The organism is Saccharothrix hoggarensis, assembly GCF_052936025.1.
Genome location: NZ_CP193624.1, coordinates 3,792,603 through 3,813,835 on the forward strand (window position 1 = coordinate 3,792,603; position 21,233 = coordinate 3,813,835).

21 protein-coding genes and 1 pseudogene are annotated in these 21,233 nt (G+C 68.7%); 9 read left to right on the forward strand and 13 right to left on the reverse strand.

Annotation, left to right across the window (positions count from 1 at the left end):
* Positions 1–538: 538 nt before the first annotated feature.
* Positions 539–682 (reverse strand): hypothetical protein, encoded by a 144-nt coding sequence (locus ACRAKH_RS17410; protein ID WP_380718529.1) that lies wholly within the window; start codon positions 680–682, stop codon positions 539–541.
* A gap of 91 nt (positions 683–773) precedes the next feature.
* On the opposite strand from ACRAKH_RS17410, the gene ACRAKH_RS17415 reads away from it, so the two are divergent.
* Positions 774–1,703, forward strand: a complete 930-nt coding sequence (locus ACRAKH_RS17415) for an SDH family Clp fold serine proteinase (protein ID WP_380718531.1) — start codon at positions 774–776, stop codon at positions 1,701–1,703.
* 1,155 nt (positions 1,704–2,858) lie between these two features.
* The gene (locus ACRAKH_RS17420) at positions 2,859–4,013 is read left to right on the forward strand and encodes a tyrosine-type recombinase/integrase (protein ID WP_380718533.1); all 1,155 of its coding nucleotides are present in this window, start codon (positions 2,859–2,861) and stop codon (positions 4,011–4,013) included.
* A 189-nt stretch (positions 4,014–4,202) separates the two neighbouring features.
* On the opposite strand, the gene ACRAKH_RS17425 is transcribed toward ACRAKH_RS17420, so the two are convergent.
* Positions 4,203–4,484: a helix-turn-helix domain-containing protein gene (locus tag ACRAKH_RS17425; protein WP_380718535.1), complete on the reverse strand. Its 282-nt coding sequence runs from the start codon at positions 4,482–4,484 to the stop codon at positions 4,203–4,205.
* A gap of 98 nt (positions 4,485–4,582) precedes the next feature.
* Positions 4,583–5,344: an endonuclease domain-containing protein gene (locus ACRAKH_RS17430; protein WP_380718537.1), complete on the reverse strand. Its 762-nt coding sequence runs from the start codon at positions 5,342–5,344 to the stop codon at positions 4,583–4,585.
* Positions 5,345–5,815: 471 nt separating this feature from the next.
* On the opposite strand from ACRAKH_RS17430, the gene ACRAKH_RS17435 reads away from it, so the two are divergent.
* Positions 5,816–7,492 carry a hypothetical protein gene (locus tag ACRAKH_RS17435; protein ID WP_380718539.1) on the forward strand — a complete coding sequence of 559 codons (1,677 nt, stop codon included), beginning with the start codon at positions 5,816–5,818 and terminating at the stop codon, positions 7,490–7,492.
* A 74-nt stretch (positions 7,493–7,566) separates the two neighbouring features.
* Here the strand turns inward: ACRAKH_RS17435 and ACRAKH_RS17440 are convergent, their stop codons facing one another.
* Entirely contained in the window at positions 7,567–8,376 is an 810-nt protein-coding gene (locus ACRAKH_RS17440) for a helix-turn-helix domain-containing protein (protein WP_380718541.1), read from the reverse strand.
* On the opposite strand from ACRAKH_RS17440, the gene ACRAKH_RS17445 reads away from it, so the two are divergent.
* The 4 genes from ACRAKH_RS17445 to ACRAKH_RS17460 all read left to right on the forward strand — a co-directional run bounded on the left by ACRAKH_RS17445 (position 8,266) and on the right by ACRAKH_RS17460 (position 11,280).
* Positions 8,266–9,342 carry a hypothetical protein gene (locus tag ACRAKH_RS17445; RefSeq protein ID WP_380718544.1) on the forward strand — a complete coding sequence of 359 codons (1,077 nt, stop codon included), beginning with the start codon at positions 8,266–8,268 and terminating at the stop codon, positions 9,340–9,342. The two genes, ACRAKH_RS17440 and ACRAKH_RS17445, sit on opposite strands and share 111 nt — an antisense overlap.
* Positions 9,339–9,920: a hypothetical protein gene (locus tag ACRAKH_RS17450; RefSeq protein WP_380718546.1), complete on the forward strand. Its 582-nt coding sequence runs from the start codon at positions 9,339–9,341 to the stop codon at positions 9,918–9,920. The genes ACRAKH_RS17445 and ACRAKH_RS17450 overlap by 4 nt, the downstream gene beginning before the upstream one ends.
* A gap of 119 nt (positions 9,921–10,039) precedes the next feature.
* Positions 10,040–10,894, forward strand: coding sequence for a hypothetical protein (locus ACRAKH_RS17455; protein ID WP_447009948.1), 855 nt, complete (start codon positions 10,040–10,042; stop codon positions 10,892–10,894).
* A gap of 50 nt (positions 10,895–10,944) precedes the next feature.
* Positions 10,945–11,280, forward strand: a complete 336-nt coding sequence (locus tag ACRAKH_RS17460; protein ID WP_380718550.1) for a hypothetical protein — start codon at positions 10,945–10,947, stop codon at positions 11,278–11,280.
* A gap of 296 nt (positions 11,281–11,576) precedes the next feature.
* Here ACRAKH_RS17460 and ACRAKH_RS17465 read toward each other — a convergent pair whose 3' ends face one another.
* Both ACRAKH_RS17465 and ACRAKH_RS17470 read right to left on the reverse strand, forming a co-directional pair.
* Entirely contained in the window at positions 11,577–11,855 is a 279-nt protein-coding gene (locus tag ACRAKH_RS17465; RefSeq protein ID WP_380718552.1) for a hypothetical protein, read from the reverse strand.
* Positions 11,852–12,352 carry a hypothetical protein gene (locus tag ACRAKH_RS17470; protein ID WP_380718554.1) on the reverse strand — a complete coding sequence of 167 codons (501 nt, stop codon included), beginning with the start codon at positions 12,350–12,352 and terminating at the stop codon, positions 11,852–11,854. Before ACRAKH_RS17470 ends, ACRAKH_RS17465 begins: the two co-directional genes overlap by 4 nt.
* A 28-nt stretch (positions 12,353–12,380) precedes the next feature.
* Between ACRAKH_RS17470 and ACRAKH_RS17475 the strand changes: the two genes are divergently transcribed.
* On the forward strand, positions 12,381–12,899 hold the full coding sequence (locus ACRAKH_RS17475; RefSeq protein ID WP_380718556.1) for an acyl-CoA dehydrogenase family protein: 519 nt from the start codon (positions 12,381–12,383) through the stop codon (positions 12,897–12,899).
* Positions 12,900–12,933: 34 nt separating this feature from the next.
* Here ACRAKH_RS17475 and ACRAKH_RS17480 read toward each other — a convergent pair whose 3' ends face one another.
* The 5 genes and pseudogenes from ACRAKH_RS17480 to ACRAKH_RS17500 all read right to left on the reverse strand — a co-directional run bounded on the left by ACRAKH_RS17480 (position 12,934) and on the right by ACRAKH_RS17500 (position 17,404).
* Positions 12,934–13,353: an NUDIX domain-containing protein gene (locus ACRAKH_RS17480; protein ID WP_380718665.1), complete on the reverse strand. Its 420-nt coding sequence runs from the start codon at positions 13,351–13,353 to the stop codon at positions 12,934–12,936.
* Positions 13,354–13,407: 54 nt separating this feature from the next.
* The gene (locus tag ACRAKH_RS17485) at positions 13,408–15,318 is read right to left on the reverse strand and encodes an ATP-dependent nuclease (protein WP_380718558.1); all 1,911 of its coding nucleotides are present in this window, start codon (positions 15,316–15,318) and stop codon (positions 13,408–13,410) included.
* A 268-nt stretch (positions 15,319–15,586) separates the two neighbouring features.
* Positions 15,587–16,087, reverse strand: a complete 501-nt coding sequence (locus tag ACRAKH_RS17490) for an NUDIX domain-containing protein (RefSeq protein WP_380718560.1) — start codon at positions 16,085–16,087, stop codon at positions 15,587–15,589.
* A gap of 664 nt (positions 16,088–16,751) precedes the next feature.
* Positions 16,752–16,967 (reverse strand): annotated as a pseudogene (locus ACRAKH_RS17495) (site-specific integrase); the annotation flags it as partial.
* A 245-nt stretch (positions 16,968–17,212) separates the two neighbouring features.
* Positions 17,213–17,404 (reverse strand): hypothetical protein, encoded by a 192-nt coding sequence (locus ACRAKH_RS17500; protein WP_380718562.1) that lies wholly within the window; start codon positions 17,402–17,404, stop codon positions 17,213–17,215.
* A 234-nt stretch (positions 17,405–17,638) separates the two neighbouring features.
* Between ACRAKH_RS17500 and ACRAKH_RS17505 the strand changes: the two genes are divergently transcribed.
* Positions 17,639–18,142, forward strand: a complete 504-nt coding sequence (locus tag ACRAKH_RS17505; protein ID WP_380718564.1) for a hypothetical protein — start codon at positions 17,639–17,641, stop codon at positions 18,140–18,142.
* A gap of 67 nt (positions 18,143–18,209) precedes the next feature.
* Here the strand turns inward: ACRAKH_RS17505 and ACRAKH_RS17510 are convergent, their stop codons facing one another.
* The gene (locus ACRAKH_RS17510; protein ID WP_380718566.1) at positions 18,210–19,538 is read right to left on the reverse strand and encodes an RNA-binding domain-containing protein; all 1,329 of its coding nucleotides are present in this window, start codon (positions 19,536–19,538) and stop codon (positions 18,210–18,212) included.
* Positions 19,539–19,840: 302 nt separating this feature from the next.
* Positions 19,841–20,776 (reverse strand): hypothetical protein, encoded by a 936-nt coding sequence (locus ACRAKH_RS17515; protein ID WP_380718568.1) that lies wholly within the window; start codon positions 20,774–20,776, stop codon positions 19,841–19,843.
* Positions 20,777–21,233: the final 457 nt, after the last annotated feature.

Consider the following 21,233-nt stretch of genomic DNA (forward strand, 5'->3'; position numbering starts at 1 on the left):
CGTGTCCGGCTTCGTGCTTCCGCGCCGTGCGGCACACCGATAGTTCACCCTCAATGAGCACACCGCCCCGTGACAGCTCGGTCCGCCTCACACGCGCGGATGGCCGTCCTCGGCCCGGCGGCGCAGGGCCTGGCTGATTGCCATGGCCGTGTCGAGTTCTTATGCGTGCCCGTCGGCGCGGCGGTCTGTGGGTGGGTTGTGGCGTGGTCGATGGCGTCGACGACCTGGCGGCGCGGGCGTGTTCGGCGATCAGTCGGGCGCGTGATCTGGCCGGTATCGCCCGTGCCGGATGTCCGCTCTAGTTCCCAGTGGCTGAGCGCAGGCACGGAACCACGGAGGTACGAAGTTCACGGGCGCCGAACTCCTCGGAACAGGTGCTTGCACCGTTTCACGTCTACTACTACAGCGAGAATCGCCCGCTCGAGCGGTTCAGTCCGGTCCGCAGGCGCCCAAATCAAGAGCGAGCCCTGCTCGACTGAGCCACAGCGCTGTGACGAGACACTTCTGCAATGCGCTGCGCGTGCGGAGCGCGGCTCCGTCAGGTGCGTGGGTTCTTGGCGGAGTGGACCTGGGACGCCTTGGCGGACTCGTAGACCGAGAGATGGGTCAGCGGGCCGAGCGAGAAATAGCGGGTCCACAGCCCCCAGATCATGGCCCACTGCGGGTGGGATGACCTCGGCACGGCCGGTACCCCACTCGAGGACCGCGTCGTCCCGAACGGACGGACCGTCCACACAGGGCCGAACGGGGCACTGACCGCGGACACCGGTGACGTGATCGACGGTGCCGCACCGGGCAGCGGGCCGACCATCACCGGGCGGCCCCCGGAAGCTCAGGTCGACCTCGTGGTCGACCGCAAGCCCGAACCTCCGGTCTCTCGGCCCACGTACACACCGCTGTTCCGCGCGCAGCACGAGGACCGCTACCGCCGTCGCGACCTCATCAGCGACTACGAGGCGGCGTTCGGCTGCAACCTCGTCGTGATGATCGACCAGATCTCCGAGGACAGCGTCACGTTCTTCCAGGACGTGTTGCACGGACTGGACCCGACCCGTGATCTGCACGTGTTGCTGTGCTCTCCAGGCGGCGACGGCGAGGTCGCCATCCGGTTGGCGCGCATGGCCCAGCACTCCTGCCGGGAGCTGGTGGTGCTGGTACCGGAGATCGCCAAGAGCGCCGCGACGATCTTCGCGCTGGCCGCACACCGCATCGTCATGGGTGCCACGTCCGACCTGGGCCCGATCGACCCGCAAGTCCTCGTCGGCAAACGCGGATTCGTGTCGGCCAAGGACCTCATCGGAGCGGTCGAGCGGGCCATGACCGACGTCGCGGAACGGCCCGACACCTACCCGCTGCACGCGGCGATGTTCGGCGGGATCGACTCCACCGTCGTGGAGTTCGCCCGCTCCGCCCTGGCCCGCGCCGACCAGATGGCACGCCAGGCGATCAGCAGCAACCCCGACCGCGACACCGCGGCCGTGGACACCATGTGCCGGGCCATCGGCGACGCACTGATCAACGATCCCAGCTCCCACGGCGCGGTCATCGGCGCCACCGAAGCCCGCCGCATCGGACTGCCCGTTGTCGAACTCGCCTCCACGCGCGTCCGGGCGGCGACATCCGCCGGCTCCACGGTGAGCGGGCCACAACAGTGCCGGGTCGCACCCGCGATCCGGCGGTCACACGAACGGGTGAGGTTATGAAAGAACACGATCTACGCCCCGACGACGCCACTACAGTCGAGCGCGGCAACGCCCCCGACACCGCCTCACCGGACATCCCCGCACGGGACTCCGCACGCGACACGGACGGCGGGGCGCCTCCGTCCGGTACCGCGCTTCCCGCGCCTGCCGCTGCGGCGGGCAGAGACTGGAACGAGCGGATGCGGACGGCGACACAGGCATGGGAACTGGGTTCACGGACGATGGCACCGGCCATACGCATTGCGATTAATCGGGCTCACCCATCGTAGGGGTGAGTGCGCCTGTCGGCACCGCACCGTGCGTAGGGCCGTTCGACGCCGTGTCGTCCGGGGGGCGCGCCCGGTTTCGGCGAAAGCCGGGTCGGAAAGCCCTGGCTGCCCTGGGCCGATGCGTCCCGACGCGCGCCTGGGACAGGCGCGTCGCCGCAGCACTCGTCCCTGCATCCAGGGCACGTCGACGGGGCGGAGGGTGGGTGCGTGTGGCGGCGACGCCGTGATGTGGTCGTCGAGCCGCGCGGTCACGTGGTCACCCAAGCACGGCAGGTCGTGCCGTCCGATACGACGCGCCCGCTCCGGCCTGGCGGCACCGCCCGAAACGCACGACCGGGTGATCTGGACCGCCACCCGGCACCGGCTCCGGTCGGCTCCACGTGGACGCCACGTCGTGGCCGGCCGGGGAGGTCGTCCCCGAATGAAAATCCACGTCTGCCGGGACGAGCGCCGATGACGGTTCGGTCGCCGGATCTAAGATCGTTGCGTGCCTGACCGTGCCTTGACCTCTCGCCGACACCCCGACTCGGATCATGGTGGGTCCGGCGACAACGGATCAGCCGTGCGCGAATCGTCCACAGAGCGACCTGTGAAGGTCGGGGGGACGGTGCCGGACGTCGACGGGCCGGGGGAGGACGAGACGCGGCAGGCGCAGAGACTGGTAGCGGAGTGGCTGCTGGGCTACCGCTCCCCCGCGACCAGGTTCTCCTACGCCGACGCGCTGGGCTTGGAGCGGGCGTGGGTACGTGCGCTGACGACCACCCCACTGTCCACTACGGACACTGTGGACGCACCCCCGCGTCCGACCGGTGGCACCCGACGACCACCGACTCGCCCGGGCCGGTTCCGGGATCTGGCGTGGCTGCGCTGGTGCGGACGTCACGGTGTGCACGCGCTGCGGGCCACGGCGGCGGACGTCAAACGCTGGCAGTTGGACATGGACGCCGCCGAGGTGCCCAAAAGCACCCGGTCGCATCGGCTGGCCGTGGTCGGCAGCCTGTACGCGTTCTGGGCCGAGCACGGCGCCGTCACCGTCGACCCGACGCGTTTCGACCGGCGCGGCCTGACATTGAGCAGCGTAGGCGACACCAGCCGCAGGATCGTACTCACGGCGACCCAGGCCGACCGTCTGCTCTCCACCGCCGCGGCGCCGCGGCGCGGCCGATCGCCGCTGCAGCGGCTGCGCGCGGTCGCGATCGTCGCGTTGTTCACCTTGGGGCTGCGGGTGGGCGAGTTGACGACGCTGCGACGGGAGGATCTGCACACGACAAGGGGACGGCGCGCGCTGTACGTGCACGGCAAGGGCGGCAAGACCCGCGTGGTGTACCTCTCCGATCTCGCCGCCCGGGCACTGGACGACTACCTGGCCGAACGGGACCGACACGACGCCACCGCCACACCCGCCCGACTCGGCACGGTCGGGGCACGCCGCTCCCCTCTGATCGTCACCCGGGACGGCGACCCGCTGAACCCCCGCGACGTGTGGGCGCTGCTGCGACGCCTCGCGGCCGCGGCCGGCCCGTTGCTGGCCGACCTCGCCGACCGCATGCACCCGCACCTGCTGCGCCACTTCTACGTCACCGCCGCCGCCGAGGGCGGCGCGGACATGACCGACGTCCAAGCCGACGTCGGCCACGCCTCCGTCGACACCACCAACCGCGTCTACAACCAGGCCGCCCGCCACCCCGACCGCTCCGCCGTCGACATCGTCGAACAGGCCCTACGGCAGGCCCGGGCGACGGCCGGGCGTCCGTCTGCGGACCACGCACCGGCAGGTCATGCATCTCACCTGGCTCGGGATTCCGCCGACGCCACCCTCCTGGCTCTGCGCACCGGCCTGGTCCATCGCGATCCGGTCGAGTTGCTGCACGGTCTGCAGCAGCTCGACCGCGCGCTCGTCGACGCGACCATGCCCTCCGCCGATGTCCGGACGGCGCTCGAGCTCGTCGACGCCGCACTCGGCTCCGCCGATTCCCACGATCGGGTCGTCGCGCTGGCCATCCAGGTGCGCCAGCGCCTGACCGGCTCGCCGGACACATGATCGGTTGTGCACGGCGTGCCGACCGCAGGCTCGTCGTCGCGACCGCCTGCTGCTGTTGCACCGGTGGATGACGCCGTTCGCGGTCTCGCGCGGACGGGCCCGGGAGTGTCTGTCATCCCCTGCGACGGCTGTGCGATCGTACGATCGGTGGGAAGTTCTGCTGGAGCCGGCCTTGGTTCACCGCGACACTCAGTGCCACCGCTGTGCCAACTCCCGCTCCGCCTGCCGCTCCTGCACCATCGCGGCCACATCGAGCACTCCGCCCGTCTGTGTCGCGCCGGAGGCCAGAGCCTCGATAGCCTTCGCGGGAACGATGTACCGAGTGCGCACGCGCACCGCGGGGAATGCATCCTCGCGAATCGCCCGATACAAGGTCGACGGGGCGACGCGCAGGATGCGCGCGGCCTCGGACACGGTGTGAAACAGCGGCTTGTTCGTCATGCCGGTCGGGTTGTGTGTGCCGTAGATCATGAAAACAGCTCACGACGTCGTCCACTCGATCGTGTGGTGCGGCGGCCTCGACGGTCGATCCACCACACGCTCGACAGAGCCGGTGCTATGCGGTGCCGTCACCGATCCGATCGTGGACGGCGCGGCCGGAGGCGACGATCGTGTCGCGGATAGAACAGGTCCAGCGGCGCTGCCGGGGGCGCGGCGAGGTAATCCGCCCAAGGACAGCCGTCGACATGAGGACAGGTGTCGACGTGGGCGTTGCAGTGACTGCACAGCAGGCCGCGGACCCTGCCGGTGTCGTGGTCGTGGTCGACCGCCACCCCGATCCGCAGGCCGCACGCCTGGCACCGGCCCGCGGACAGGTCGATCAGTGTCCGGCGGATCCTGCCCAGCGCGGTGCGATTGTCGACGTACGGCGGCCAGTCGCTGCGTCCTGAGGGATAGACACACCGTGATCCCGGCGGCACGTCATTCGGAGGCACTGGCGCCCCGACGAACGTCACCGTCCAGTCGACGGTTCGTATCCCGGCGCCCGGTCCGGTCGATCCGGCCAGACGGTAGAACCGCCGTCGACGAGGATGGCACGTGTCCGACAGTGTGGTCGTCGTCCGCTCGGGCGAGACTCGACTGCAGACGACGACATCACCGACCGCCAGGTGAAAGAGGCCGTCATCACCGGGCACCGCCCACGGATCCCCGAGATGGACCCGCATCCACCGCCACCGGCAGGTGGACTGGGCGGCGCCCGCGACCCGGTCCCGCACGCCCTGCTCCCCCAGCCGCGGCCCGAGTCTGCGCAGCAGGACGGTGCGACGTTGCTCCGGAAGTGCATCCCAGGCAGACCGCGAATCGGCATCGCGCGGATCGTGTGCCGCCATGACCGCATCATGGCAACGGCCGTGGCCGCCGGCGACCCGGCGGGTTCGAGGCTGCGCCCACGCAGGCCCTGGTTGTATCCCCGTGACCCGGCCGGGCGCGTCGGGCTTACCCGGCCGGGTGACGACCGGGCCGGGTACGGCGACACGTGGTCAACGGGCACGCTCATGGTGTTGCCGGCCCGAGGAAAGGACGCCGACGCGTGAGCGGCAGGCTGCGGATCAGGTGGGTGCAGATCAAGACGCGGACGGGCTGGCAGCGGCCGTACAGCCTGGACGGTCGACTGGTCGGCATCGTCGGCCCGATCGATCGCGGCAAGACGTCGATGGTCGGCTGCCTGAACTACGTGCTCGGAGACGCCGTGGTGTTCCGCGGCGCGATGGACGTGCGTGTAGTGGCCGTGGGCGCAGATCAGCATCGGCGACGGCACCTACCTGCTGTGCCGGGAACGCCGGTCTACCGGGACGGTCACCGTGGCCGACCTCGACGGCACGCCGGTCGGGGTGTTCCACGTTCGCGCGCACAGTGGACGGCAGAGCATCTCCGACTGGCTGCTGGCCCGGCTGGGTCTGGACGACGACTTCGCCTCCGTGCGGCTGCCCAAGGACAAACGGCTGGACTTCGCCTCGGACCTGTTGCCCTTCCTGCACATCCGACAGGACGACATCGACCGGTTCGTGGTGCGCCCACCGGAGCGGCACACCGAACGGCTGGCGGCGCTGACCCTGCTGCTGAACCTGAGCAATCCGCGACTGGAACGTCTCGCCGGCACCATCACCGACCTCAACAACGACATCGTCCGCCGCCGGCGGCAGCACAAGCAGATCCGCGACTTCCTCGCCGCCTCCGACACCACCAACCTCGAGACCCTGGCCGCCGACCTCAGCCGACTGCGCGATCAGGAAAAGCAGGCTGACGACCTGGTGCGGCGGATGACCGACGAGGCCTCGGCCGCGACCCGCTTCGCCGAGCACCTGCGTCTGCAGGTCGAGCAGGCGGATCATAGGCGTCACCGGGCCCGCGACGGCGAGGACTGGGCCGCCCGCCGCCACCGGGAAGCCGTCGACAAGGTGACCGCCCTGGACCGGTCGTTGGACCGGCTGTCCGCCGTGGAGAACGCCTCGCCCGAGGACCGCGAGCAGTTGGCGCTGCTGTACGGAAGCTGCCCCGCGTGCGAGACGGCGCTGGCCGACCGTGTCGTGCCGCCCGGGCACTGCAGCCTGTGCACACTGCCGCTGCCCGGGTCCGCCCAGGTCCGGGAGAAGGCCCGTCTGGATCACGCCCGCGACGCCGCCCGTGCCACGCTGGAGCAGGCCGAACGGGACCTGGCCGCCACGCGGGCAGCCTACGATCTGGCCCAGCAGAGATGGGACCATGCCCGCGCCGAGCTCGACCGGCGCACGACGCTCGTGGTCACCCCGTTCCTCGACGCGGTCACCGCGGCCACCGCCGAACGCGAGGCGCTGCGCGCCCGGCTCGAGACCCTGCAGCGACTCCACGTTCCCCACCAGCGCCTGGCCGACGACCTGGCCGACCTGATCTCCGAGGAACACCGGCTGCAGCAGCTGCGCACCGAGTACGCCGATCTCGCCGCCACCCTGCACGACCCCGTCGACGTCCGCCGGCAACTGGACAGCCTGTTCGGCGGGATCGTGCACGCCTTCGGCCTTCCCTGGGCCACCGGCCGCGCCCGACTCGACCCGCACACCTGGACGCCGCTGGTCGACGAACAGGACTTCGAGCAACGCGGCGGCGGCTCGCGCACCGCCGTGTCCGTCGCCTACAGCCTGACCCTGCTCGTCTACGCGCTGGAGAACCCCCAGCACTTCCGCTTGCCGACGCTGTTGATCCTGGACTCCCCGCAGAAGAACTTCGGCCGCAACGACCACGACCAGCGGCTGGCCGCCCGCATGTACTCCTGGACCGTCGACTACTTCGCCGCCCGCCGCGGACTCGGCGGCCGCCACGACGACGCACAGCTGATCATCATCGACAACAACATCCCCACCACCCACCACCGCGGCTTCGACAAGCTCGTCACCTTCCGCGACGATGGGTTCATCCGTGACCTGGACAACCCTCACGGCGCCCCGGTCACTGCCGAACCACCGTCGCTGGAACTGCACGACAATCCCGCGCCCGTGGTGTGACGTCGTCCCGGTATCGGGAAAGTCTGCTTACTCCGGACAGGTCCACGAGGACGCGGTCCCGTCGGCCTTGTCCGTCATGCGTGTGTGCCGGTGCGCGTGGCGAACGCGCGCAGACCGGGCAGGGCGCGCGCGGTCGGGTGCCGGAGCAGGTTGGTGGTGATCTGCTGGATGGGTTTGCGGTAGCGGACCTCGTCCGCGGAGGCGTGTTCGGCGGCGAGCAGCGCGCGGTAGCACTGTTCGGGTTTGCCCCATTGGTGGAATGAGCGGGCGAGGTCGGACCAGTAGCGGGCGCGGCGTTCGACCAGCGGGATGGCGGCGGGGTCGATCCGCCGCGCGGCTTCGACGGCGGTACCGAAGTCGCCGAGGACTCTGGCGATGCTGATCCGGTACAGCCCGACCCCGGTCGGGCCGAAGGCGGTGAACCGGTGGTTGGCCACCGGATCGCCTACGGCCAAGCCCTGAGGGGAGGTACCGAGCATCGCGGTGCCGGCCAGACTGGTCAGTCCGGTCAGCAGCGTGCGTCGACGCACGGAATCGGTCCCCTCGCCCGGCATCAGGATGACGCCGACCCTAGCGACGGGTGTTGCGGCACGCACGGACCGTCGGGGAGTGTCGGCCAGCCCGAGCAGGGCAGGCGGAATCCGCAGCGCCTTGGCCAGGCTGCGCAGCACCCGCACGTCACCGAGCGGCTGCTTGCCCCGCTCCATCCGCGACAACGTCGAGACGGAGTAGCCGCACCGTCGGGCCAGGTCGGCGAGGGTCAGGTGGTGGGCGTGACGGACGCTGCGCACGATCGCCCCGAGGTCCCCGGATTCGACGGCGGCACGGACCTCGTCGGTGTGCCAGATCGCTCGCGGTGGTTCCATCGTCTGCGCTCCCCGCATCAGACCAGGAGCTTCGATCGTAGCCACCCGATCACCGTCCGTCCCGGCGGATTTGCATACCCCGCAAACCCGCACGCCATCCTCGGCAAAGCCGCAGGCCGGTGGGGTAGGCCGGGGTGTCCTGGAGACCGCCGCGGCAGCCCACCCGTCCCCGCCGCGGACGGAGGACACGATGACCGCCCTCACCACCCCACCCTCGGCCACAGGCAGGAACTGTCCGCGGCCGAGCTGGATCGCGCGGGCCTGCTGTACGCCGACACGAACGTCGTGATCAGCAGGTTCGCGATCTTCCTGCCCGCCGACGAGCTGGGCGAGCCGCGACCGGTCGTGGTCCGCGCAGGCGCGGTGATCGGCCCGTTCGCCGTCGTCCACGGCGGCACCACCCTCAACGGGCAGGCGCGAATCGAGGAACACGTCGTGATCGGCAAACCCGAACTCGGATACGCGGTCGGAAGCATCCGCCCCGGCGCCGGAGGCGGCACGGTGATCGGTGCCGGCGCGGTGGTCCGTTCCCGCGCGGTCGTCTACGCCGACGTCGAGATCGGGGAGAACACGCTGATCGGGCACCACACGCTGCTGCGCACCGCCGTGCGGGTCGGGGCGGACGCCCAGCTCGGTCACCACCTGACCGTGGAACGCGCCACCCGTATCGGCCGCGACGTGCGCTGCTCACCCGGCTCGCACATCACCAGCTCCACCGTCCTCGCCGACCGCGTGTTCCTTGGCGCGGGCGTGCGCACCATCAACGACAAGACCCTGTCCTGGCGCGACCCGCACCGCGAACCCACCCTGGTGGCACCGCGGTTCGACATCGGAGCGAAGGTCGGCACCGGCTGCGTGGTCCTGGCCGGGGTGACGATCGGCGAGCACGCCCTGGTCGGGGCCGGCTCCCTGGTCACCCACGACATCCCGCCCGGCGCGTTGGCCTACGGCCACCCGGCCCGCGTCCACGGGGAGGTCCGATGAACCCGACCGCGCCCGGTGAGGCGATCACCGGCTGGCTGCACCCACTGCGGCCGGTGATCGACCCGGCCGACGAGGTCGACTGGACACGGCTCACGGCGCTGGCCACCGCGTTGGATCAGACACTGGCCGCGTACCCGGTGGGCGCCGACCTGCCCGCCGGGGCCGAGCGCAGCCGCAGACTGTTGGCCGTCCGGCAGGAGTTGGCCGTCCAAGGCCACGCCGACGCCCGTGATCACCTGTTCGGGATGTTCGCGCAGTTCCTGTGCGGCTACCGCGACCTCGACCTACGCGACGCCACCGGACTGGGACACGGCGTGCTCATCGCCCGCCACGGCAGTCCGCAGACCCGGCAGAAATGGCTTCCCCGCCTGCTGGCGGGCGAACTGGCCGGCATCGCGGTCACCGAACCGCACGGCGGATCCCGCCCGGCCGCCACCCGTACCCGCGCAGTACCCGCCGCCGACGGCACGTGGCTCGTCTCCGGCCGCAAGACCTGGATCGCCGCTTCTCTGGGGCTGCTGACTAGCGAGCGGTCTCTGGAGGCAGGTTTCTGCAGCTCAGTAGCATTGCCGTCATAGCTTAGTGATCACGACAGGTGTGGTGCAAGGCGGCTTGTCAGTGGCAAGACTCCGTGGCTGACTCGTTGATGAGCGGGCCAGTCGACCACCAGGCAGTCAATGTGAGTGAACGTCGGATCATGACCGTCGGGCTGGTGTGCTGTCGTATCGACGAGGGCATCAGCGACACGCCGTGCGCCCCCTCTCGGCGGCGTCCGCCTGTGTGCGATAATCGCCGCATGGTGCAAACCGACCTCGACGGCGCCTCGTGCGGCTCCGTGGTGGGCGACCTGCCCTCAATGAGGATTCAATCTGTGCTGCCGATCCTCATCGACTCAGCACAATACTTGCCGACAAGTTATTTCCTGCGCATCCGGTCTGTTCTTCACAATGAAACTGTAGCGGCATCGGGTTTTTCTGCCCGTGAGGTCGCGAATCTTGTCGACTTCGCAATCCCCCGGTTTCAAAGAAGCTTTTCCTGGTCGCATGAATTTATCGCGGCATTTCTGGACCAGCTTGACGGTTCCCGAGACCTGTCGAGCGAGCCGCTATGGTTGCGGCCTGTAGTCGATCGAAAGACGCCTCCCTCGGAAGTCTGCCCCGTAGGTCCTTCGTCGCTTGACGAGCAGCCGAGTCGTCCCGATCTTTGTACGACTGGCGACAATCTCATCTTGGTGGTCATTGCCAAGAGTCAAGCCGACCGTTCGGCAGACGAGTCCGATGAGCGACGGTTCGAGTGGCTTGGCCCATGGGAAGTCCTCGAGCGGTTCCTGGAGCGACTGGTGGAGCTGGGTCGGCGTTCCGACTCGTCGCGTCAATCGCGAGCCGCTCTGACGGCGACCGCTCGTGAGGAGCGGCTAGTCTCGCGCGCATGTGACCCTCCTGGCCATGTAGTTCTTGAGTTGGGGCGTCCGCCTCGTGCTCCCGGCATTTCACCGATGGAACAAGGTGCCCTTTCCTTGGCCTCCGGTGAGATGGTTCGCGCGGCTGCGTAGCTCCGTGTTTCGACTCTCTCCCGGAAAAACAGTAAGAGAGTCGAACACGTATGAACGGAATACTCCTGCGCGTTATTTCGGCGTTCGAGGCGGCTGCGGAGAATGCGCAGTGGTTGGCGCTTGCGCTGACGGTGGGGCTGATTGTGCACTACTTTGAGCGGGTCTCGAAAGGGATCGTTAGACTGAGCCGTGAGCATCGCATCCGCGTTGCGCAGAAAAAAGCGATGGATGTAACGGCCTCCGCTGAGGAGCGCAAGATCGCTGAGCGAGTGCTGAAGATCCTGCTTTCCGAGGGGCGGGCTCTGGAGGAGGGTGACGACTCCGGGGATGACAGCGGTGACAAGCGAGACGGGCAGGACAGGGCGGCGGAATCCGGTGAGTCTTGAACGGTGGTCATCGCGGAGTTTCGACCGCGATGACCACCGCTGCCTGTCTCCGATCAGGAGTTTCGGGTTCAGGCGCGCCATGAACTCACGGTTTGCTGCTCGCGCCGCGTCCAGCTCCTGGTCACGTTCGTCGAGCTGGTTTCGCAGGTCGACGACCTGCTGCTCGAGCCCGGTGACCCGGCGTTGGAGGTGGTCGACGTCGGTCGGGGCGCCGAGCCCGGACTCCTTCCAGATTTGCTCGCCTAGTGCCTCGGAGAGCCTGCGCTCCAGCTGCGTGATGTGGCTGGCTTGGCGGGTCAGGCGGGCGTTGGCGTTGGCCAGGTCGGCCTGCAACGAGGTCCGAGTGACCTGAGGACCGCCGTCTGCGATGGCCGGTGGGGTGGCTGTGCGGTGTGGACCAGGGCAAGCAGGTCGGGGTGCCGATAGATCAGGGTGCGGTCGACGCGCGCGGCGCGGGCGATGGCTGACACGCTGATCTCCGCGCCGCTTTTGGTCGCGTCGTTGACGGCCTTGATGACGCGTTGACGACGGCGGGCGGAGTCGGCGCGCCGCCCGTCGATCATGGTGTTGCTCATGCCGTCCTTTCGGGGCGGATGTCGGGCAGGGGTTGGCGGACGCGAGGCATGCCCAGGCCGACGACCTTGTTGCGGGCGGCGCGGATGACGGCGACCGATTTCTGGATCTGGGCGCGCTCCTCCTCGGTCAGGTCGTCCAGGTCGGCCTTGACCCGGCTGATCAGCTGGCGGATGCGGCTGATCTCCGCGTCGGAGGGCATGGCCTCGGCCTTGGCCCAGTCGTCGGCGTCGACGACCGCCCGCAACCGTTCTCGGTTGCGCAGCAGGTCGGCCAGGTAAGCCTCCAGGTCGGGCAGGTAGGAAATGTCGGTGGAGAAGTGGGCGCAGCCGACGCAGCGGAACCGGACGGGGCAGTCATCGCCGCCCGCGGCGACGTTGCTGGGCTCGCTGCAGGAGCCGTAGGGGACGGCGACCTCGCCGATCGCGCGGCGAGCGTGCTCGGAGTCCAGCAGGGCCTTGGGGAATCCTCGACCTCGACGCCGTGCCGGTACGGCCACAGGACGTCCTGCACGGGGACGGGATGGTTTGCTGCGCGAGCACTTCGCCGGCTACCGGCCCCTGGTCACCGCCACCGCGTTGGGCGCCGCGGCCGCGGTCTTCGACACCGTCACCGCCGGACTCACCGCCCGACGGGCAGCCGGGGACCTGGCCCGGCTGCGGGACTCGGCACTGGTCACCCTCGGCCGCACGCACGCCCGACTCGTCACCGCGCTGCTCGGCAGCACCGTGGCCTCCCACCTTGCCGACGCCGGCCACGACGACGCCGAACCGTGGGGCGCGGCGATGAAGGCGCACGGCGTCGACACCGCCGACTCCATCACCGCCGAACTGGCGCTGCTGCTGGGCGCGGCAGGGTTCCGCGCCGACTGCCGTACCGCCAAGACCCGCCGCGACCTGGGCGGATTGCTCTACGCCGACGGCATCCACGACAGCCTCTTCCGCGCCGCGGGTAAACACCACACCGGCAGAGGGGACAACAGCGTGATCCCGACACCACGCCCCAGGCCGGAATCCGTCCCGACGGCAGCTCCGGTGACCGCGTAGCCGCGCCACCGGCCAGGGTTGGCGCATCACCCGGTCAGGCGATGCGCCGACCCTGCTCGCACAACACGGTCACGCCCTGCTCCGCTGCCCGCAGCGCCGCGCCGAGGCGGTCGGCCAGCAACGGCTTCACCTTCGCCCTGGCCTCCTCCAATGTGTGGAAACCCGCGGAGAGGATCTCGCCGTCCGCGAACGCCATCCCCACCAGGTCGGACTCGTCCAGCACCCCGCCGTCGAAGACGAACACCACACCCTCGGGACGCGAGTCCTGCGGACGCACGTAGTCCACCACCAGCAGCCGACCCAACGAGCGGTCCCAGCCCAGCTCCTCGGCCAGCTCGCGGATCGCGGTCGCCCACGGCGACTCGTCGGCCTCCACCGCGCCGCCCGGGATCTCGAAGTTCGGCTTGTAGGACGGCTCGTTATGGATGGGGTTTGCAGCTGACCGTTGACCGATGTGTCTGTGCGCTCCGACCGGGCGGCCCGATCATGTGATCGGGCCGCCCTGGGCTCAAGAAGGCAGCATGTTGTTGAGCAGGGTGAAGAGCTGTTCTGCCCTGTTCAGGGTGATGTCGGCGATGTTGGGCACGAGGTCTGCTTGTTCGCGCAGGAGCTTCGCGGCGGGCTTGTAGTGGTCGAAGTTGCCGCTCGCGATGTTGTTGTCGCGGAAGTAGGTCTCGATCCTGCGGACGGTCCTCGGGTCGTTGAGGTTGAGGTCGCCTGCTGCGATCGGGGTGGTGAGGTGCTGCTTGTAGGCGCGGTTGACCAGTTCGAGGTAGAAGTCCGGCTCGAAGAGGTCTTCGATGTCGGCGTCCTTGGTGCCGGTGAACTGGCTGATCTCCAGCAGGCCGTCCTTGGCGAGTTGGTCGTTGTCGCGCAGTCGCTTGACCGCGCCGACGTCCTTGGTGCTGGAGTCGACCAGGACGGCGACGTGGATTTTGTTGGCGCCCAGCAGTGTGACGAAGGTTGAGAGCTTGCCGGAGCCGCCGATGGGGGTCGGGACCCAGCGTGGGTCCAGGCCGGTCCGACCTTGTTCGGTGAGTGCGTCGGACAGGACGTCGAGGTAGATCAGGTCGCTGGGTCCTTCGAGCAGGAGGGTGTGTTCGCCGATGAACAGGCTCTGGGTCATTTCAATGCCCATCGCCGCGTAGAGGGGGAACGCGGTGTCCTCGTCGGCCTTGAAGATCTCGGCGGAGACCTTCGTGCCTGCGTCGTCCTGGTCGATGACCGTCCGGACGCGTTGCAGGTGGTCGGCGGAGACCATGAACGGCGAGTGAGTGGTGTAGATGACCTGGTGCTTGGGTGCCAGGCGCTTGTCGATCAACCGCAGCAAGTCCTGTTGCGCGCGGCCGTGCAGCGACAGGCCCGGCTCGTCCAGCAGCAGGATCAGGTCCTGTTCGGCGGCTTCCTCGAGTTCGGTGAAGTAGGCCAGGAACGAGAAGAACCAGACGAACCCTCGGGAGCGCTCATCGAAGGGCACTGACGCTCGGTGGCGGCTGTTGTCGACACGGATCTGCAGGATCGGCCCCTCGTTGAGGGGAGGTTGGGCTCCTGCCTCCGGCTCGAAGGGGTGCAGTTTGACCGCGAGCTGGTTGCTCTGCGACCAGTACTCGAACACCTCGTCGGAGATGCCCGCGCTGGCGTTCTCCAGTTCGCGGACCAGGTGCTCGTGCTGGTTGGTGCTGTGGAAGTCTTCGAGATCGGCACCCGCCATGCCCAGAAGGCTGAGCAGCGCCTGTTCGCCGCGGTCGAGGCTGCCGGCGTCGCGGCGGCGGATCAGGTCGGGGATCGAGACCTTGCCGGGCATGGAGTCGTAGTCGTCGAAGTAGACGAACTTCGGCAGCTTGGGTGACAGGAGGCTGTGCAGGCACTTCCAGGCCGTGCCGCCCCACTTGTCCAGCTTCGTTAGCAGCTCGTTCGCGGCGGTTGGCCGATCGGGGAGCTCCCGCAGCGCCTCGGTGAAGTCCTCGATGGTCTTCGTGGACTTGATCGTTTCCCGAGAGGTCGGGTCGAGGCCGTTGACCAGGTGGGAGACCATCTTCTGTTCGTTGTGGGCGACGGTGAACGTGCCGCCCGTCCGATAGCCCCGTTGAAGCTTGAGGAAGCGGGTGGTCAGGGCTTCGGTGCCGAAGTGTTCGGTCACCAGCTCGATCTCGTCGTCGGTGAGCTCGAAGGTGGCGCGGACGGCGGGGATGAACCCCTTGGTCGTCTTGCGCTCCTTGGAGCGCTTGGCGGGGAAATCGACGACCTCGTCGAACGTCGCCGTCGACTCGACCGGGTTCAGGCGGTAGAGCGCCCGGAGGGTCGCCGTCTTGCCGGATTCATTCTTGCCGACCAGACAGGTGACGTCCTTCTCGACGTCGAACCTGTCGGAGTCATCGACCGAGCGGTAGTTGATGACATGGGCGCTGACCAGTCTCACTCGCGGCTTCCTTTCAAGGGGCTGCGCCCCGATCACCGCGTAGTATGGGCTGGCTCACAACGTGACGGGCCTCCTGTCGGCCCACGTCGTGCTCGGGATATCGTCCTGACGCCAATCAAGGTGAACCCCGGTGCCTGCCCCACGTGCGCAGCACCGGGGTTTTGCGTTACCGAACAGCCTAACCCTCACCACCGACAACCTCAGCCGCACAGGCAAGGCTGGCTGGTGCGAGGGCTCATGGCCGTGCAATCGTGCCTTGGGCTGCTCGTTAGGCGACGCGGCGGCCGTGTTCGCACCACACGGTCACGCCTTCTGCCAGCGCTTCCAAGCCTGCGGCGACTCGGTCGGCGACCAGTGATTTCATCTGCGCCCGCGCCTCGTTGAGGTCCCAGAAGTCGGCTGCGAGTACTTCACCGTCGCGGAACACCATGGAGTCTCGGTCGGTTTGGTTGATCAGGCCGCCGTCGAACAGGTAGAGCATGCCCTCAGGCCAGTCGTCGTGGGGCAGTACATGGTCCAACACCAGGAGGCGGCCCAGCGGGCGGTCCCAGCTCAGTTCTTCCACGAGTTCCCGGGTTGCCGTGGTCCACGGTGCCTCGCCGGTTTCCACTGCCCCGCCCGGGATTTCGAGGTGGGGTTTGTAGTGGGTGCGGAGGAGGAGGACCTGGTCCTGCTCGTTGCGGAACAGGACTCCGGCCGCCATGCGCTTCTTGGCCAGGCGGGCAACATACTCGTCCGGTGGCAGGATCTGCGGCGACGATGCGGCCATCGTCCGACCTTACTGGCAGGGCTCGGCGGTCGTCGGCCTGGTGGTGCTTCTGGTGCGGGGGTGCGTCAACCTTGACCCGGTGCACGCTCCCGCCCGGCTGGCGCTGCATGACCACCGGCCGGGCGGGGTCCTCCACGACCAGCGGACGGCGAAGCCGCTGGTAAGCACCATCAGCGCGGGCCCGCGCGATGACGTCGACCCGGTCGATCTCGACGTAGTCGATCAGGTCTGCCACGACCGAGGCCGGGATGTAGATCCAGCGGGCCGAGCCACCCTTGGCGATCACCGGCGGCAACCAGAACCGCTGGTAGCCACCCAGACCGCGATCCAGCGGCACCTCGAACATGCTCAGCGCCGCCTGCTCGGACAGCCGCATTCCGGTACGCACCATCAGATCGCAGAAGCCGGCGTTGCGGGCTGCCCACCGGCCCCGGAATCCCGACGTCGGCAGCCCGTCCGGGCCGTAGCCCCGCATGCCGACATCACGCCAGCGGCGGTAGGAGGACGTCGGCAACCACTCGATCCGGTCACTGCCGGCGCCGTGGCTGTAGGTCGCGGGCCTCTCGCCCTGCTCACCCCGCCGCCCGACATGCGCGTGCGCCATGCGGGCCTCCCGCTGCGGGATCGGGTTCGCCTGCACGTTGCCGACCTTGACCTGCCACTTGTAGAACCGGTTGACCGCCGCGACCTCGCGGTCCCGGGTTGCATCGTCCACTCGCGGACCACGCTCGTCGCGACGTCGCCAAACCAGGTAGGCAGTGTGGTCGGCCTCCGTCGCGTCCCGCCAGAACCTGCCGTCGCGCGCCCTCCACAGGAACGTCAGGAACGCGGCCACGTCCCGCGCGTACCCGGCCTGGGTGTTCCACGCATCACCGATCATCCCGACCGACCGGAAGAACGCGTTCAACTCGACGTCGTACTCGAACGTCGGCGAGATCAGGAACGGCGTCCGCACCGGGGTGTCGTCCTCGGCCAACCACCGATCCCAATCGCGCGGCAACTCGTCCACGAACGGCAGCGGCGAACGCGGCGTAGGCAGCTCGGCCGGAACGTAGTGCACCCGCCAACCGGTCTTGATCACCGGCGGACCGTAGCGGCCCTACCACTCATCCGAGCTGATTCGACTCACGCGGCGTACGACAACCACTCGATCCGGTCATTGTCCGGCCGCACACAAGGCTCCACCAGCAGCACCCGACCCGCCCGGTCGCGGAACAACACCCCGGCCGCCATGCGCTTACGGGCCAGCCCCGCCACGTACTGCTCCACGGGCACCACGGTGGCCCCGGCGGGCACACCAGACTTCGACGCGGTCACCTCCGGCACCCTAGCCACCCAGGCCCCAAGACCGGACTCCGGGGACAGCGCCATGTCGATACGGCGGGCGGCAGGTGGAGCAGGTCGGTAGGCGGCTGTGGTGTGGCCCAGGACTGCGCATAAGAAGGGGACCCACAGCGAACCGTCGTGACGGAGTCGGCGCTGGTCCCCGTTCGTGCGAACTCACCGCGCAGGACAAGCGCGTCAAGGGTGCAGGTACTTCAATCCGATCTCATGACGACCAACATCGGCCGATCATCCAGGCTGCCGAAGAAGGCACGTCTCGCAGCCGACCGCGCGCAGGAACAGGACCGGGTCTGGTTCGCCGAGCACCCCGGCCATGGCCGCTACTGCCGCTGGGCGTTGCCGCGGGAGTGGGACCACGATCCCTTCACAGGCGAACGTCTCCACTTCGAGACCGCGCCTGAGCACTGGTCAGCCACCGATCGTGCCAATGCCCGAGTGCTCGTCCATGTCACCCAGGTCTACGAGGGGGCCCGCTTCCGGCAACCACTGTTCGGCCTGCGTCCCCCGATTACAGCGTACGACGTCCCAGAGGTGCTGTGGCCCTCGCTGTACGCGGTGACGACCGCACACTCATTGGAACAAGGCCTCGACGATTTTTGGCGTTGGTTGGCCTACTGGGGCGACCGTGTCGGCACCGAAGTCGAGCCGTGGCTTCTCGAAGCCGAAGCAATGGGATTGCCAGTTCGTAGGGTGGCCACGACGGAGAGATAGCCGAGCGGTACTCCGACGCCTGTACGAGGCGACGGCCCATCCTGGCGGTCGTGCGGGCCGTGGGTGGTCATTGGACGGTGGTGTCGTCTTCGCGGTGGGGTGGCAGGGCGGCCCCGGAGCTGCCGAACTGCTGGTGGATGTCCTCCGCGAGTTGGCGAGCTGCGGTGTGCAAGGCCGGAACGTCACCGTCGGCGTCGAACTCGGCCTCCACCGCGAGCGGGACCCGTACCGGCCACGTCTCGGTGACGACCTCGACAGGACTGATGCTCCCCGGAATCACGCGGTCGACGGCGACGAGAGGTTTCCCGGGAGTGGTGAGCAGGACGGCGCGAGCCAGGATGGTGCCGGCCCCACCGAGGCGCCGGACGTGCGTCGAGGCTACGGCGACGGCTTCGACGAGCAGCCCATCCACTTTCGCGATCGGCACCAGCAGCACGTCCCGCAGCCGCTTGTCCTCGACGACCTGCGCGCCGTACAGGAACGTGGCGAGGTTGACCGCGAGGGCGATGCTGCCGTCGTGGTGCAGCTCCACCATCACCCGGTCGACGCGCGCGTGCGGATTGACGGCGAGGCGGTTCGAACGGAACGTCCATCTCCTCAGCCCAGTGCGCGGCTGGGACAGAAACTCGCTGCCGTCGCCAGACAGGACCTGGAAGCGTTCCGAATGGACACCCAGGACATCGCCGGCCAGCTCCAGCGAGGTGCGCATCGTGCCAGCGGTGTGCTCACGGTCAGGTCGTGATCCCTGGGGTGGCGGGGACGTGGTCGGCCTGGTCGCCACCGCCAGCCAGACTGCGTCATCCAGGTACAGCAGCTCAGGAACGAGGCCGTCGATTAGGGCGTGCAGCGCGGCTCGGTCGTCGGTCTGGCGGGCAAACCGGTCCCGGTAGGCGCGTTCGAGTTGAGCCTCGGACATCCAGTCCGTGTGCGGCCCGGAGCGGTAGGGCACCCCCATCTCGTTCTTCTCACCGACTACGTGCGGCGCGTCCGGGCTGGCAGGGACGAACACCACGATCAGCCCGGGACCACCGTTCTCCTCGTCGTCGAGCGGCTCGATCACCAGCTCACTGATCACCGGCCGGACCCACCGCAGGGCATAGCTCCTCAAGCGCTGACGCTCGGCATCGCCGTTGGGGACCCCGACCAGCCCAGCGGCACGCTCCGCGTCCTCACGAACTCCGAAGACGATCAGGCCGCCGCGAGTGTTCGCCATCGCCGCGACATCCTTGGCGAACTCCCACCACTTCTTCTCCACAGGTGGGATCAACGCCTGCTTCCAGTCGAGGTCCTCAGCCTCGGCGATGCCCGCCTCGACCGCCCTGCGCACCATGTTGTACGTCAACGCGGCCGGTCCCAGGCCCAGCTCGACGTGGATCCGCGACCACCTGATCGGCATCCCCTGATGCTACGAGCACCACCATCGGCCCGCCGCCGACACGCATCGGTTCACCCGGTCGACAGTCAGGGACTGACGCGTTCTCATGCCGGAATGCCGGCGAACTCCTCGCGTGAGAACGCTGCGGCTCCCCGCGTGTCTGAGGTTGTCCCCTTGGATCGGACACCCTGATCCAAGGGGACAACCTCACCTCAGATCGTGTCGTCGGTTCGGGCATGATCCCGTGTCACCGTTTTGGTGGCACATGTGTCACCAAAACGGTGACACGGCGGGTGGGTGCGGTGTGTCGCTCCGGTTTCGGATCACGGATGCGTGCTCGGAGGGGACCGGCGGGGACGCTCGGCCAGGATGACGGCGATCGTCTCGCGGATCGGATCGGGCCTGGACCGGTCACCGACCGCCTGGTGTTCGGCGTCGCTGAGCAGGGTGAGGATTCTGCCGAGTGTTGCCTCGTAGCCCGCACATTCGCGTTCGAGGCGGTCGGCGCGTTCGGTCTGGGCGCCGAGGCGCTGCGCGTCCTCGCGCAGGCGGGACTCCTCGGCGCGGCGCAGGCTGTCGATCTCGGCGTGTGCGCGCTCGACCCGCTTGTCCGCGTCGGCGGTGATCCGGGCGATCTCCGATGCGAGTTGCTCGGCGGATCGGGTCCGGATGCGTTCCACCTCCTCCCCCAGTACCCGGTTCCGCCCGGTCTCTTCGTTCACCTGCTCCCGAGTGGCGGCCAGTTCGCCGCGCAGCGAGGCGGCGGCCTCGCGCGCCTTGGTGGCGGCTTCGACGGCTTCTCTGACACGGGCGTCGGCCGATGTAGTGGCGGCGGCCACGGCTTCGTCGGCCGCGGCCGCCGCCCGGTCGGCCTGCTCTCGGGCGGCGTCGCGTTCGGCGGCCAGTCGCTGTTGGGTCTGCAGCGCGGCTTGGCGGGCGTCGACGGCGTCCTGTTCGGCGCGCAGTGCCCGGTCGCGTTCGTCGCGGGCGTCACGAGCCTGTCGTAGCGCTTCGTCGCGGGTGGTCTCGGCTGCGTCGCGCGCGGCGAGGGCCTCTTGTGTCGCCGCGGCGGCTTGTTCGGCCGCGCGTTCTGCTCGCTCGACGCGGTCGAGCAGTTCGTCTCGCAGCCCACCCAGCAGGTCACGGGCGGCTTGCGTGGTCTCCAGCAGGTCGCCCAGCGGCTCCCACGCCTCGTCCAGGCGTCCGGCCAGGTCCAGCACGACCTGCCGCACCGCGGCGGGTCCGCCCGTGGTCTCCACCGCGCGTGCCGTCAGTCGCTCGGCCCGCGCGCGGGCTTGGCAGTCCCGCTCCTGCGGCGGGCAGTAGCGAGGGGGTCGCCCCGTCGGGCGGCGAGCCGTCACCGGCCGACCGCAGTGCGCGCACGGCTTCGTGCGCCCCGCCGGCCCGTCTACCTGCGCATCCGTCTCGGTTGTCACCCGCACACACTAGCACTCAGCTTGTTTTCAGAAACAGAAACCTACTTTTAGTTCCCAGTAACGTGCTGTACTGGAGTACCTTGCCGAGATAAGTGTCATTATGTCGGTGAGGTGTGCGATCGCGAATCCGATGGCTGATGTGGTGTACAAATCGGTCTTCGGAACCGGGAGGTCGTCACCGTGACGAAAAGCTGCGGTGTCCTGGGCTGGCTCGATCACGGACTTGTGCTCGCCACGGCTCGGCATGGAGGCGAGTGCTCAACGGCTGGCGTCATGTCGT

Coding starts and splice junctions, on each gene's coding strand:
- ACRAKH_RS17440 (WP_380718541.1), bottom strand. CDS start 8,376: ATGCGGGGAGCGCAGACGATGGAACCACCGCGAGCGATCTGGCACACC.
- ACRAKH_RS17450 (WP_380718546.1), top strand. CDS start 9,339: ATGAACCCGACCGCGCCCGGTGAGGCGATCACCGGCTGGCTGCACCCA.
- ACRAKH_RS17425 (WP_380718535.1), bottom strand. CDS start 4,484: ATGATCTACGGCACACACAACCCGACCGGCATGACGAACAAGCCGCTG.
- ACRAKH_RS17505 (WP_380718564.1), top strand. CDS start 17,639: ATGACGACCAACATCGGCCGATCATCCAGGCTGCCGAAGAAGGCACGT.
- ACRAKH_RS17465 (WP_380718552.1), bottom strand. CDS start 11,855: ATGAGCAACACCATGATCGACGGGCGGCGCGCCGACTCCGCCCGCCGT.
- ACRAKH_RS17430 (WP_380718537.1), bottom strand. CDS start 5,344: ATGGCGGCACACGATCCGCGCGATGCCGATTCGCGGTCTGCCTGGGAT.
- ACRAKH_RS17460 (WP_380718550.1), top strand. CDS start 10,945: ATGAACGGAATACTCCTGCGCGTTATTTCGGCGTTCGAGGCGGCTGCG.
- ACRAKH_RS17510 (WP_380718566.1), bottom strand. CDS start 19,538: ATGCCGATCAGGTGGTCGCGGATCCACGTCGAGCTGGGCCTGGGACCG.
- ACRAKH_RS17455 (WP_447009948.1), top strand. CDS start 10,040: ATGACCGTCGGGCTGGTGTGCTGTCGTATCGACGAGGGCATCAGCGAC.
- ACRAKH_RS17490 (WP_380718560.1), bottom strand. CDS start 16,087: ATGGCCGCATCGTCGCCGCAGATCCTGCCACCGGACGAGTATGTTGCC.